The sequence below is a fragment of the Herbidospora sp. RD11066 genome (assembly GCF_054661255.1).
Map to the genome: position 1 here is coordinate 110,911 of NZ_BAAGDO010000010.1, position 13,377 is coordinate 124,287.

At 69.6% G+C, this 13,377-nt stretch carries 14 protein-coding genes; 12 read left to right on the forward strand and 2 right to left on the reverse strand.

What is annotated here, in order from left to right; genetic code table 11:
• Positions 1-269 precede the first annotated feature (269 nt).
• A complete protein-coding gene (locus ACYQ78_RS31855; protein ID WP_459804654.1) occupies positions 270-521 on the reverse strand; it encodes a hypothetical protein in 252 nt (83 codons plus the stop codon).
• Between the two features lie 251 nt (positions 522-772).
• Between ACYQ78_RS31855 and ACYQ78_RS31860 the strand changes: the two genes are divergently transcribed.
• From ACYQ78_RS31860 to hisG, 12 genes are all read left to right on the forward strand, one after another.
• Positions 773-1,504, forward strand: coding sequence for a helix-turn-helix transcriptional regulator (locus tag ACYQ78_RS31860; RefSeq protein WP_459804655.1), 732 nt, complete (start codon positions 773-775; stop codon positions 1,502-1,504).
• Positions 1,501-2,913, forward strand: a complete 1,413-nt coding sequence (gene sufB, locus ACYQ78_RS31865) for a Fe-S cluster assembly protein SufB (RefSeq protein WP_459804656.1) — start codon at positions 1,501-1,503, stop codon at positions 2,911-2,913. Before ACYQ78_RS31860 ends, sufB begins: the two co-directional genes overlap by 4 nt.
• A 2-nt stretch (positions 2,914-2,915) precedes the next feature.
• Positions 2,916-4,034, forward strand: coding sequence for a Fe-S cluster assembly protein SufD (sufD, locus tag ACYQ78_RS31870; RefSeq protein ID WP_459804657.1), 1,119 nt, complete (start codon positions 2,916-2,918; stop codon positions 4,032-4,034).
• Entirely contained in the window at positions 4,031-4,348 is a 318-nt protein-coding gene (locus ACYQ78_RS31875) for a non-heme iron oxygenase ferredoxin subunit (protein ID WP_459804658.1), read from the forward strand. The genes sufD and ACYQ78_RS31875 overlap by 4 nt, the downstream gene beginning before the upstream one ends.
• 1 nt (position 4,349) lies before the next feature.
• On the forward strand, positions 4,350-5,096 hold the full coding sequence (gene sufC, locus ACYQ78_RS31880; RefSeq protein WP_459804659.1) for a Fe-S cluster assembly ATPase SufC: 747 nt from the start codon (positions 4,350-4,352) through the stop codon (positions 5,094-5,096).
• The gene (locus tag ACYQ78_RS31885) at positions 5,096-6,361 is read left to right on the forward strand and encodes a cysteine desulfurase (RefSeq protein ID WP_459804660.1); all 1,266 of its coding nucleotides are present in this window, start codon (positions 5,096-5,098) and stop codon (positions 6,359-6,361) included. Before sufC ends, ACYQ78_RS31885 begins: the two co-directional genes overlap by 1 nt.
• Positions 6,358-6,789 (forward strand): Fe-S cluster assembly sulfur transfer protein SufU, encoded by a 432-nt coding sequence (sufU, locus tag ACYQ78_RS31890; RefSeq protein ID WP_030452277.1) that lies wholly within the window; start codon positions 6,358-6,360, stop codon positions 6,787-6,789. Before ACYQ78_RS31885 ends, sufU begins: the two co-directional genes overlap by 4 nt.
• Position 6,790: 1 nt before the next feature.
• Entirely contained in the window at positions 6,791-7,159 is a 369-nt protein-coding gene (locus ACYQ78_RS31895; RefSeq protein ID WP_459804661.1) for a metal-sulfur cluster assembly factor, read from the forward strand.
• A 276-nt stretch (positions 7,160-7,435) separates the two neighbouring features.
• The gene (locus ACYQ78_RS31900; protein ID WP_459804662.1) at positions 7,436-9,277 is read left to right on the forward strand and encodes a DEAD/DEAH box helicase; all 1,842 of its coding nucleotides are present in this window, start codon (positions 7,436-7,438) and stop codon (positions 9,275-9,277) included.
• Positions 9,278-9,432: 155 nt separating this feature from the next.
• Positions 9,433-10,782: an aminotransferase-like domain-containing protein gene (locus ACYQ78_RS31905; protein ID WP_459804663.1), complete on the forward strand. Its 1,350-nt coding sequence runs from the start codon at positions 9,433-9,435 to the stop codon at positions 10,780-10,782.
• A 123-nt stretch (positions 10,783-10,905) separates the two neighbouring features.
• Positions 10,906-11,169, forward strand: a complete 264-nt coding sequence (locus tag ACYQ78_RS31910; protein WP_030452281.1) for a phosphoribosyl-ATP diphosphatase — start codon at positions 10,906-10,908, stop codon at positions 11,167-11,169.
• Positions 11,170-11,231: 62 nt separating this feature from the next.
• Positions 11,232-12,077 carry an ATP phosphoribosyltransferase gene (hisG, locus tag ACYQ78_RS31915; RefSeq protein WP_459804664.1) on the forward strand — a complete coding sequence of 282 codons (846 nt, stop codon included), beginning with the start codon at positions 11,232-11,234 and terminating at the stop codon, positions 12,075-12,077.
• Positions 12,078-12,102: 25 nt separating this feature from the next.
• On the opposite strand, the gene ACYQ78_RS31920 is transcribed toward hisG, so the two are convergent.
• A complete protein-coding gene (locus ACYQ78_RS31920) occupies positions 12,103-13,359 on the reverse strand; it encodes an EAL domain-containing protein (protein ID WP_459804665.1) in 1,257 nt (418 codons plus the stop codon).
• Between the last annotated feature and the right edge of the window lie 18 nt (positions 13,360-13,377).

A 13,377-nucleotide genomic window follows, 5' to 3' on the forward strand; every position in this document is an offset into this window, starting at 1 on the left:
AACTTGTGACCCACGCCTCACGGCTGGTCTAGTCCGATGGATTAGGCCTTTTGATCTTCAAAAGTCGATCAGTGGGGCGCCTGGAAGGGGAGAGGTCGGATCAATTTCTGACAAGACCGCGAACAGACATCGGACCTCTGAGTTACCTGGCAGCGCGATCGTGGAGGCTCAAGGTAGCGAGCGGGGTGGAGCGGGCGCGGCGAATCCGATGAAATCCGGCCACATCCGAAACAAAGGTCACAGCGGGGCCGATACTGGAGCTCCAACGATTACGCGGGCTCGGGGGCCTGACACTCCGTGGTCTCGCGCACCTGATCCGCGGGTGGGATCTCAACGTCCACCTCACGTCCCCAGCCGGTGAAGCGGACCTCCGCCACGGTCGTCCCCGCCCGCCGATCGGCCCGGGCCCCGGGATCGGTGAAGGTGAGGCGCAGCCGGAGGGGGAGCCGGTCCGGTCCGGTCCACAGCCGCCAGGAGACCCGCACGGGTTCGAGGATCTCGCGCAACCGTGCGACGAACACGGGGTCGCTGGAGGGGGCCGGGTTTCACGCCGAATCCCTCGGATATTCGGTGAACGATCAGAGCTCGTGAATCCGATTCCGGGCGGGAGGACGTCGTCCGAGGTCACCGGCGTGTCCGGGGCGGTAGGCTCCGATAGCCCCATTTGGTTGGCGTTCAACTTAGGTAAGCCTTACCTGCGTGACAAATTGCATTACCCACGAATGCGGGGTTCCGTTTGTCGTGGGGGAAGGAATTACGCCACACTGATGTTGTGAAAAACGTGACGGGGACCAGCGCAGCGGAGACCACGCGGTCCTCCGGCGTGCCCTCGGAACGGGGAACCCGCGCACGGGTTGCGCGCCTGATCCTCGAACACGGCCCCGTCACGGCCGCTGACCTCGGCGAACGTCTGGGGCTCACCCCGGCCGCCGTCCGGCGGCACCTCGACGCCCTTCTCGCCGAAGGGCACATCGAGACCCGTCAGATACCACTGAAGGTGCAGCGGGGGCGCGGCCGTCCGGCCAAGCTGTTCGGCATCACCGATGCCGGGCGCAGCGCCTTCGAACACGCCTACGACGACCTCGCCGGAAGCGCGCTGCGGTTCCTGGAGGAACGTCTGGGTCCCGCCGCCGTCACCGAGTTCGCCCGTCAGCAGGTGGCCGGGCTCGTCGCCCGGCTGGCGCCCGCCATGCGGTCCATACCCGCCGAGCAGCGGGTGCGGATGCTGGCCGAGGCGCTGTCGGCCGACGGCTACGCCGCCTCGTCCACCAAGACGGGAACCGGCGGAGAGCAGCTCTGCCAGCACCACTGCCCGGTCGCCCACGTCGCGGCCGCGTTCCCGCAGTTGTGCGAGGCCGAGACCGAAGCGTTCGGGCGTCTCCTGGGCACGCCCGTCCAGCGGCTGGCGACCATCGCCCATGGAGACGGAATCTGCACAACCCACGTCAGCCCCCACGCGCTGGCGCGAGCCACTCGTATAGAGAGCAAGGAGCCCGGAAGGTGACTGTCACCGACCGCCCGGAGCTGGAAGGCCTCGGGAACTACAAGTTCGGCTGGTCCGATCCCGACGCGGCCGGCGCCGTTGCGCGCCGCGGCCTCTCGGAAGAGGTCGTCCGCAACATCTCGGCGCTGAAGAACGAGCCGGAGTGGATGCTCGACCTGCGTCTCAAGGGGCTGCGCCTGTTCGGGCGGAAGCCCATGCCGACCTGGGGCTCTGACCTCACGGGCATCGACTTCGACAACATCAAGTACTTTGTCCGGTCGACCGAGAAGCAGGCCGCGTCCTGGGACGAACTCCCCGAGGACATCAAGAACACCTACGACCGGCTGGGCATCCCCGAGGCCGAGAAGCAGCGGCTCATCGCGGGCGTCGCGGCCCAGTACGAGTCCGAGGTGGTCTACCACAAGATCCGCGAGGACCTTGAGGAGAAGGGTGTCATCTTCGTCGACACCGACACCGGCCTGCGTGAGCACGAGGAGCTCTTCAAGGAGTACTTCGGCTCGGTGATCCCCGTCGGCGACAACAAGTTCGCCGCGCTGAACACCGCCACCTGGTCGGGCGGCTCCTTCATCTACGTGCCGCCGAACGTCAACGTCGAGATCCCGCTCCAGGCCTACTTCCGGATCAACACCGAGAACATGGGCCAGTTCGAGCGCACCCTGATCATCGTCGACGAGAACTCCTACGTTCACTACGTCGAGGGCTGCACCGCGCCGATCTACTCCAGCGACTCGCTGCACAGCGCGGTCGTGGAGATCGTCGTGAAGAAGGGCGCCCGCTGCCGTTACACGACCATCCAGAACTGGTCGAACAACGTCTACAACCTGGTCACCAAGCGCGCCGTCGCCTACGAGGGCGCGACCATGGAGTGGATCGACGGCAACATCGGCTCCAAGGTCACGATGAAGTACCCCGCCGTCTACCTGATGGGCGAGCACGCCAAGGGCGAGACCCTCTCCATCGCGTTCGCCGGTGAGGGCCAGCACCAGGACGCCGGCGCCAAGATGGTGCACCTGGCGCCCAACACGTCCAGCACGATCATCAGCAAGTCGGTGGCGCGCGGCGGCGGCCGGACCTCCTACCGGGGCCTGGTCCAGATCGAAGAGGGCGCCCACGGGTCGGCCTCCACGGTCAAGTGCGACGCCCTGCTGGTCGACCAGATCAGCCGCTCCGACACCTATCCCTATGTCGACGTCCGCGAGGACGACGTGTCCATGGGCCACGAGGCGACCGTCTCGAAGGTCTCCGAAGACCAGCTCTTCTACCTGATGAGCCGCGGTCTGAACGAAGACGAGGCCATGGCCATGATCGTGCGCGGCTTCGTCGAGCCGATCGCCCGTGAACTTCCCATGGAGTACGCCTTGGAGCTCAACCGTCTGATCGAACTGCAGATGGAAGGAGCGGTGGGCTAAGCATGGGCCTCGAGACCAAGCCGCTCGTGACCCTGCACGAGACGGCCTCCTTCGACCTGGCCGACTTCCCGGTCCCCACCGGACGGGAAGAGCAGTGGAGGTTCACGCCGCTGTCGCGGCTCAAGGGCCTCCACGACGGTTCGGCCGTGAACGACGGCAACGACCGCACCGAGGTCCTGACCCCGTCCGGGGTGACCTACGAGCTGGTCAGCCGCGACGACACGCGCATCGGCTCGGCCGGCAAGCCCGCCGACCGGGTCGCCGCGCAGGCGTACAACGGGTTCGAGAAGGCCGGTGTCATCACCGTGCCGAAGGAACTCGTGCCGGGCGAGCCGATCGTGGTGAACGTCCACGGTCAGGGCGGCACCGTGTTCCGGCACCTGCTCGTCGACGTCAAGCCGCTGGCCGAGGCCGTCGTGGTGATCAACTACACCGGCACCGGCGCGCAGGCCTCCAACGTCGAGTTCCTCGTGGGCGACGGCGCCAGGCTGACCGTCGTGTCGAACCAGGAGTGGGACCGCGACGCCGTGCAGGTGGCGCAGTACACCGCGCGGCTCGACAAGGACGCCACGTTCAAGTCGGTCATCGTCACGCTCGGGGGAGACCTCGTGCGGATCTCGCCGCGGGTGTCCTACTCGGCGCCCGGCGGCCGGGCCGAGCTGGTCGGGCTCTACTTCGCCGACGCCGGGCAGCACCTCGAACACCGGCTGCTGGTCGACCACAGCGTGCCCAACTGCGCCTCCGACGTCACCTACAAGGGTGGCCTCCAGGGTGAAGACGCCCACACGGTGTGGATCGGCGACGTGATCATCCGGGCCGAGGCCGAGGGCACCGACACCTACGAGCTCAACCGGAACCTGCTGCTGACCGACGGCGCCCGCGCCGACTCGGTGCCCAACCTGGAGATCCTCACCGGCGAGATCGCCGGCGCGGGCCACGCCTCGGCGTCCGGGCGGCTCGACGACGAGCACATGTTCTACCTGCAGGCCCGCGGCATCCCCGCCGACGAGGCCCGCAAGCTGATCGTGCACGGCTTCTTCAACGAGCTGATCCAGCGCATCGAGGTCCCCGAGATCCAGGAGAAGGTGCTGGCCGCCGTCGAGGCGGAGCTGGCGCGATGACGTTCGAAAAGGTCTGCAAGATCGGTGACGTTCCCGACGAGGGCGTCATCGGCGTCGAGGTGGGCGACACCCCCGTCGCGCTCGTCCGCGAGGGCGACGAGGTGTACGCCGTCCACGACGTCTGCTCCCACGCCGAGGTGCGCCTCAGCGAGGGCGAGGTCTACGACGGCACGCTGGAATGCTGGCTGCACGGATCGTGTTTCGACATCCGTACCGGCAAGCCGACGGGCCCTCCGGCCACCCGGCCCGTTCCCACATACCGAGTCAAGATCGAAGGCGACGACGTGTATGTCTCGCTCTCGAAGGAGTCATAACGTGTCCACGCTTGAGATCCGCGACCTGCACGTGTCCGTCGGCGACAAGGAGATCCTCAAGGGGGTCGACCTGGTCGTCCGCGCGGGGGAGACCCACGCCATCATGGGCCCCAACGGCTCGGGCAAGAGCACGCTCGCGTACGCCATCGCCGGCCACCCCAAGTACACGATCACCAGCGGCAGCGTCACCCTCGACGGCGACGACCTGCTCGACATGTCGGTCGACGAGCGCGCCCGCGCCGGCCTGTTCCTGGCGATGCAGTACCCCGTCGAGGTCCCCGGCGTCTCGGTGTCCAACTTCCTGCGCAGCGCCGTCACGGCCGTGTCGGGCGAGGCGCCCAAGCTGCGCCAGTTCGCCAAGGACCTGAAGGGCGGCATGGACGCCCTGGCGATCGACTCCGCCTTCGCCACCCGCAACGTCAACGAGGGGTTCTCCGGCGGCGAGAAGAAGCGCCACGAGATCCTCCAGCTCGAACTGCTGAAGCCGAAGGTCGCCGTCCTCGACGAGACCGACTCCGGCCTCGACGTCGACGCCCTGCGCGTGGTCTCCGAGGGCGTCAACCGCTTCCGCGCCTCGGGTGACACCGGCGTGCTGCTGATCACCCACTACACCCGCATCCTGCGCTACGTGAAGCCCGACTTCGTGCACGTCTTCGCCGCCGGCCGGATCGTCGAAGAGGGCGGTCCCGAGCTCGCCGAGAAGCTGGAGAACGAGGGCTACGAGGCCTACACGAAGGTCAGTTCCTGATGTTCGACGTCGATCTCATCAGAAAGGACTTCCCGGTCCTTTCTCGTGAGCTGTCAGAGGGCCGCCCGCTCGTCTACCTGGATTCCGGCAACTCGTCGCAGAAGCCGAACCAGGTGATCGAGACGATGCGCGACCACCTGGCCCACCATTACAGCAACGTCGGCCGCGCCCACCACACGCTGGGCGCGGAGTCGACGGCCGCCTACGAAGACGCCCGCGACCTGGTCGCCGGTTTCGTGGGCGCGCCGTCGCGCGACGAGATCATCTTCACCAAGAACGCCTCCGAGGCGCTCAACCTGGTGGCCTACGCCTTCGGCAACCCGATCGCCACCGACGCCAGGTTCAAGGTGGGGCCGGGCGACGAGATCGTCGTCAGCGAGATGGAGCACCACTCCAACATCGTGCCGTGGCAGCTCCTCGCCCAGCGCACCGGCGCCACGCTGCGCTGGTTCAAGGTGACCGACGAGGGCCGCCTCGACCTCGACGACCTCAACGAGCTCGTCAACGAGCGCACCAAGATCGTCTCGATCGTCCACCAGTCCAACGTGCTGGGCACGGTCAACTCGGTGTCGCCGATCCTCGCCCGCGCCCGCGAGGTCGGCGCGCTGATGATGCTCGACGCGTCCCAGTCGGTGCCCCACATGCCGGTCGACGTGACCGAGCTCGGGGTCGACTTCGTGGCCTTCACCGGCCACAAGATGGTCGGCCCTTCGGGCATCGGCGTGCTGTGGGGCCGTCGTGAGCTGCTCGACGCCATGCCGCCGTTCCTCGGCGGCGGCGAGATGATCGAGGCGGTCTGGATGGACCGCTCGACCTACGCGCCGATCCCGCACAAGTTCGAGGCCGGCACCCCGCCGATCGTCGAGGCCATCGGCCTGGGCGCGGCGGTGAACTACCTGACCGCCCTCGGCATGGCCGACGTCAAGGCCCACGAGAAGGCGCTGACGGGCTACGCCCTCGACGCCCTCGGCGAGGTCCCCGGCCTGAAGGTGATCGGGCCGCGCACGAACATCGCGCGCGGCGGCACGATCTCGTTCACGCTGAAGAACCTGTCGGGTGACGACATCCACCCTCACGACGTCGGGCAGATCCTCGACGACGCGTTCGGCATCGCCGTCAGGGTCGGTCACCACTGCGCCAGGCCGCTTCACCTGCGGTTCGGCATCCCGGCCACCACCCGTGCGTCGTTGTACCTTTACAACACCACGGACGAGATCGACGCCCTGGCGCGGGGGCTCCACCATGTGCAGAAGGTGTTCGGATGATCGCTGAGTCGATGTACCAGGAACTGATCCTGGAGCACTACAAGCACCCGCAGGGCCGTGGGCTGCGCGACCCGTTCGACGCCGAGGTCCACCACGTCAACCCCACCTGCGGCGACGAGATCACGCTGCGGGTGAAGGTCGACGAGGGCAAGGTCCTCGACGTCTCCTACGAGGGGCAGGGCTGTTCGATCAGCCAGGCCGCCGCCTCGGTGCTGCACGAACTGGCCACCGGTTCGACCGTCGAAGAGAGCCTGGGCGTGGTCGACGAGTTCACCCGGCTGATGCAGGGACGCGGCCAGGTGGAGGCCGACGAGGACGTCCTCGGTGACGCGGTCGCGTTCGCCGGGGTCGCCAAATATCCGGCGCGGGTGAAGTGCGCCCTTCTGTCGTGGATGGCGTACAAGGACGCCGTGGTGAGGAGTGCCTGAGATGAGCAAGCCGACCGAGACCCCGACGGCCGCCCCCTATGACGGCGAGCTGTCCAACGACGACCTCATGGAGGCCCTCCGCGACGTCGTCGACCCCGAGCTCGGCGTGAACGTCGTCGACCTCGGCCTGATCTACGGCCTCAACCTCGACCCCGCGGCCGAGGGCGAGAAGCCGATCGTGACCATCGACATGACGCTGACAAGCGCGGCGTGCCCGCTGACCGACGTCATCGAAGACCAGGCCAACTCGGCGCTGGCCGACCTGGTCAGCGGCGTGGTGATCAACTGGGTGTGGCTGCCGCCGTGGGGTCCCGACAAGATCACCGACGACGGCCGTGACCAGCTGAGGATGCTCGGTTTCAACGTGTGACCCCCAATGGTGATCCCAGTGACGATCCCGGTGTAAGATACGAGGGTTGACTTCAAAGGCCGCCTGCTTTTTCAGCGGGCGGCCGTTTGCCGCGACTGTGAACCGCGGCGACTGCACACTGCTATGCAGTTTCTCGCGCCACACTTGACGGGCGCGTTTATCGGGCGGTGCGCAGAGCTGGCACTCGGCACCTTTGGAAGGGGTGCCCTCCCCCGATGCGGCGGATGCCGCCCCGGATTAACTTGGCTCGTCCTTTCGCAGAAGAGACGCGCCTGCGTGCTGCGGCACGTCCTCTCACCGAAAGGCACGACCAACGTGACCATGCTCGACCCGACCATGCCCGCGACCGAGCCCACCGTCGAGACCGTCAACGGTTTCGCCGCGCTGGGGCTGCCGCGACCGCTGGTCACCGGGCTTGCCCGCCAGGGCATCGAATCGCCGTTCCCCATTCAGGAAGCCTGCATCCCCGACATCCTGACCGGCCACGACGTCCTCGGCCGGGGCCAGACCGGCTCCGGCAAGACGCTGGCGTTCGGCCTGCCGATGATGGCCCGCATCTCGGGTGAGCGCGCCCTGCCGCGCCGTCCGAAGGCCATCATCCTCGTCCCCACCCGCGAGCTGGCGCTCCAGGTGAACGACGCCCTCGAGCCGCTCGGCCGGGGCCTGTCGCTGCGGATGAAGACCGTCGTCGGCGGCATGTCGATGGGCCGTCAGATCGAGGCGCTGCGCCGTGGCGTCGAGGTCATCGTCGCCACCCCCGGCCGTCTCACCGACCTGATCGAGCAGGGCGAATGCTCGCTCGAAGACGTCGAGATCAGCATCCTCGACGAGGCCGACCACATGTGTGACCTCGGCTTCTTCCCGGTCGTCAGCGCGCTGCTCGACCAGACCCCCGTCAGCGGCCAGCGCCTGCTGTTCTCGGCCACCCTCGACGGCGACGTCGACCAGCTGGTCCGCCGTTTCCTCGTCGACCCGATCACCCACTCGCTCGCGCCGGCCACCTCGCCGGTCGAGACGATGGAGCACCACCTCGTGCAGGTGAGCTGGCAGGACAAGCCCGCCGTCACCGCCGAGATCGCCAACCGCGAGGGCCGCACCATCCTGTTCGTGCGCACCCAGCACGGCGTCGACCGCGTCGTGAAGCAGCTCGCCCGCGTCGGCGTGATGGCCGGTGGCCTCCACGGCGGCAAGCGGCAGAACCAGCGCACCCGCATCCTCGGCGAGTTCCGCGAGGGTGGCATCCAGGTGCTCGTCTGCACCGACGTCGCCGCGCGCGGCATCCACGTCGACGACGTGTCGCTCGTGCTCCACGTCGACCCGCCGGCCGACCACAAGAGCTACCTGCACCGTGGTGGCCGCACCGCCCGCGCCGGGGAGAAGGGCAGCGTCCTGACCCTGGTCATGCCGAACGAGCGCCGCTCGACCGACTCCATGGCCCGTCGCGCCGGCATCGCGCCGTCGCGTCACCGGGTCGTCCCGGGCGCCCCGGTGCTGGCCGACATCGCCGGCGCCCGTGAGCCCAGCGGTGAGTCGATCCCGGTCTGGGAGCCCGACATCCGCAAGCCGCTGCGCACCCGCAACGGTGGCGGCGGCCGCGACGAGCGTCCGTCCGGCGGCCGTGGCCGTGGCCGGTTCGAGGGTCGTCGCCGCAACGACGGCGACCGTCCCTTCGGCCAGGACGACCGTCCGCGCCGTGAGGGCGACGACCGTCCCCGCTACAACAGCGACCGCCCGCGTCGTGAGGGCGACGACCGCGCCCCGCGCCGTGAGTTCGGTCACACCGCCCCCCGCTTCGCCGCCCACGACGACCGTCCCCGCCGTGAGGGCGACGACCGTCCGCGTCGCGAGGGTGACCGTCCCCGCTACAACGACGACCGTCCGGCCGCCCGGGGTCACTTCCGTGACGACCGCGCGCCGCGTGCGTACAACAACGACCGCGCTCCCCGCGCGTTCAACAACGACCGCGAGCGTCCCGCCAGGGACGACCGCGCCGCCGAGCCCCGCACCTTCGGTGAGGACCGCGCCCGTGGCGGCGCCGGCGCCGGCAGCCGCGGCCGTTCCGGTGGCGGCTTCCGCGGCGGCCGCCCGAGCGGCGGCGGCCGGTTCAACGGTCGCTAAACGGTGTGAGGAAAGCGCCGGTCCCCTTCGGGGGGCCGGCGCTTTTCTCGTTCGTGGACGTCTCACGGCACGTCAAACGGCCGTTCCTTCGAATGGAACGGCCGGTGTCACGCCCAACGTGACAGAGATTCGCCGATACGACGGGGACACGAACCATGCGCAACCCACAAGGGCTCCGCGTGCCGATCCACCTGGGCCGCGCCGCCTCCGAACCCTTACCCGACCAGCTCGCCGGACAGCTCCGCCAGGCCATCGACTCGGGACAGCTCGCGGCGGGGATCCGCATGCCGTCCACGCGGACCATGGCCGTGGCGCTCAAGATCTCGCGGGGGGTGGCGCTGACCGCGTACCAGATCCTGCACTCCGAGGGGTACGTCACCAGCCGCCACGGCTCCGGCACCTACGTCGCCGCGCGGGCCCGGCAGACCGAGCGGGCGCCGCTGCGCCCGATGGCCCGGCCGAACACGGTCGACCTGCGGCCCGACCAGCCGACCGCCGACGCCTTCCCCCTGGCCGAGTGGCGGGCGGCCTGGCGCCGGGCCAGCCACCGGGTGCCCAGCGCCGCCGAGCCGCCGCGCGGCGGGCTGCCGGAGCTGCGCGCGGCCATCGCCGCGCACCTGCGTGACACCCGGGGGCTGGTGCTCGACCGCCACGAGATCGTGGTCACCACCGGCTGCGAGACGGCGCTCCAGCTCGCCCTGCCGCCGGGCCGACCGGTGGTGGGGATCGAGGACCCGGCGCTGCCCCGCCTCAGAGAGGCCCTGACGGGCCATACGGGTCATGTCGTGCCCGTCCCGGTCAGTTCCACCGGACCGCAGGTTCCGGCCGGTGTGGACGCTCTGGTGCTCACACCCGACCGGAACGAGCCGTTGGGGTACCGGCTGCCGACCGAGCACCGCAAGGCGCTGACGGCGTGGGCGGCCGAACGGGGGACGTACCTGATCGAACCCGCCTTCGACGGGCTGTTCACCACGAGCCTGAACCCGTATCCGTCGCTGCTGGCCCTGGGCGACCCGGACACGACGATCATGGTGGGCTCGTTCCGCGAGCTGCTGACGCCGGGGATGCGGCTGGCGTACCTGGTCGTGCCGCGCCATCTGGCCGACGGGGTGCGGGAGCGGGCCTGCGCGGTGCCGGAGACCTGCCAGCGGGCCGCCGCCGACCTGCTGAGCACGGGGGCGCTCACCCGGCGGGTCGACCGGCTCTCGGCGATCTTCGCCCGGCGCCGGATCATGGTCCGGCAGTCGCTGGCGGGCGTCCGGCGCGACACCAGGGTCATCGGCACCGAGACCGGCACCACGGCGACGCTCCTGCTGCCCAGGGCGATCCCGGCGCCGGTCATGGCCGAGCAGCTGCGGGCGCGGGGGGTGCGGGTGGCGACGCTCGCGTCCTTCCACCATCCGGCCGGGCGGGCCGGGAACGGCGTCGTGTTCGGGTTCGGCCACGTGGACGAGCCGGCCCTGCGCCGCGCACTGCGGATCATGGTCAGAACCCTCTCAGTGTGAGACCGGGAAACCCAGCGCCACTGGGCGCCGGGTCGGCCCCCGTAAGTGGCCCGGGGGCCGACACGGTCTCGCTCAGTGGACGCTGCCGTGATCCGACCGGTGGCCCCCATTAGGCTTGGGCGAGTGACGACGTTCGATGAGCTCTACGACGTGCTGTCCGAGAAGGCCCGCACCCGTCCCGAAGGGTCGGGGACCGTGAAGGCGCTCGACGCCGGGGTCCACTCGATCGGCAAGAAGATCGTCGAGGAGGCCGCCGAGGTCTGGATGGCGGCGGAGTACGAATCGGCAGACCGGACGGCCGAGGAGATCTCGCAGCTGCTCTACCACCTCCAGGTGCTCATGCTGGCCCGCGGGATCGGGCTCGACGAGGTCTACAAGCATCTTTAGGGCACCCCCGGGTGCCCGGACCTCGCTCCAGCCAGAGGCCATCCCGAAAGGTTCCAACGGAAATGCTCCGCCTTGCCGTACCGAACAAGGGCGTCCTGTCCGAGGCCGCCCAGGTCATCCTGAAAGAGGCGGGTTACCGCCCGCGCAAGGACAGTAAGGAGCTCGTGGTCGTCGACCCCGAGAACCAGGTCGAACTGTTCTTCCTGCGCCCCCGCGACATCGCCGTGTACGTCGGCGAGGGCACCCTCGACGCCGGCATCACCGGCCGCGACATGCTCATGGACTCCGGCGTCGAGGCCGAGGAGGTCGTGCCGCTCGGCTTCGGCCGCTCGACCTTCCGGTTCGCCGCGATCCCCGGCGTCTTCGCCAACGTCAAGGACCTCAACGGCAAGAGGGTCGCGACCTCCTACGCCGGCCTGCTCACCACCTATCTGGAGGAGCAGAGCGTCGACGCCCGCGTCATCAAGCTCGACGGCGCGGTCGAGACGGCGATCCGGCTGGGCGTGGCCGACGCGGTCGCCGACGTCGTGGAGACCGGCACCACCCTGCGCAACATGGGCCTGGACGTGTTCGGCGACCCGATCGGCACCTCCGAGGCGATCCTGATCAAGCAGGTCGGGGCGCCGGAGAACAACGGGTTTCAGCAGCTCATCCGCCGTCTGCAGGGCGTCCTGGCGGCGCGCGACTACGTGATGATCGACTACGACATCCGGGTCGAGCGTATCGACGAGGCCATCGAGGTCACTCCGGGCATGGAGGGGCCGACGGTCTCGCCGCTGCACCGCGAGGGCTGGGTGGCGGTCCGCGCGATGATCCGCCGCAAGGGCAACCAGCAGGTCATGGACAAGCTGTGGGATCTGGGCGCCAAGGCGATCCTGATCACCGACATCTACGCCTGCCGCCTCTAGGAACCACCGGCGCGGCCGGGCTCTCCTAGGAGCTCGGCCGGCTGGCGGCGACGTGCCTGATCAGGTCGCTGACGTGGACCGTGCCCAGGCAGCGGCCCACTTCGTCCACCACCACGAGGTCGTCGTAGACCCGCTTGGCGTCCTGCCCGGCGACCGACATGGCCGCTATGGCCGGCGTGGTCTTGGGCACCAGCCGGGCGCTGTCGGCGATCCGGTGGGCGGGCTTCTTGGCGTGCAGGGCGTGGCCGTACGCGCCGGCCATGTAGAGCAGGAAGCGGCTGCGGTCGATCATCGACTGGGGGCGCTGGTACTCGTCCACCAGGATCACGCTGCTGATCGAGTTCTCCGTGCCGAAGGCCTGCACGACCTCCTCCGACGTCGCCGTGATCGGCAGCGTCACGGCCGGCATCAGGAACTCCTGCACCCGCGGCCCCAGCAGGTGGGCGAGGTTCGGCGAGGTCTCGGTCGCCGGGACCGGCACGTGCACCCGCCCGTCGGAGGGACGCCAGTCGCCCGGCGCCAGCAGCGGCCCGGTGGCCAGCCTGACCCCCCACGCCCGTACCGCCGCGAGCTGCGTCTCGTCCTGGACGCCCGGCGCCAGGATGTGCGCCGCGACGCCCTTGGCCACGGTCACCAGCGCCTCGGCCACGGCCGCCCGGCGGGCGTCCCTGGGGGCGCGTTCCACGATGTCGGGGGAGATCACTATGACGTACGGCGAGGCGTCGGCCAGCACGTCGAGGGGGATGTTGCGGACCCCGCACCCGCCGAAGGCGATCAGGTAGCCGGCCGCGCGCAGGCCGTCGACCCCGGCCAGCATCCGCGACCGCTCGGCCGGATCGAGGTCGCCCTCGATGGCCAGGATGATCTCACGGGGGCGCCGTCCGGCCAGCCGCATCGCCTCGTGCAGCGGCGCCAGCCCCGCCGACCCCGCCGACACCGCGGCGATCGGGATGCCCAGCACCAGGGGGAGCCGCGCGTCGGCGTCCGCGGCGGCGCGCAGGCCCGCGACCGTGCCGCCGACGTCGGTGCGCTCCCCGGCGGGCGTCTCCGGGTTGACCTGGATGGCGATCACGCCGCCGGTGTCGAGGTCGACGACCGGGGCGAAGTTGGAGACGGGGCCGAAGACTCCGGGAGGCCCGCCGGTGAAGTGCTCGGTGGGGTGGGAAGGCGCGGCGGCCCACGCCGGCACGTACCCCGAAACGGTGAAGGGACCGGTCGTCGAGGACTGCTCACCCGGTGAGGTGGCCACGACCGGCGCCGGAGAGGGCATGGGAACCGACACGTTCTGATTCTTATGTGC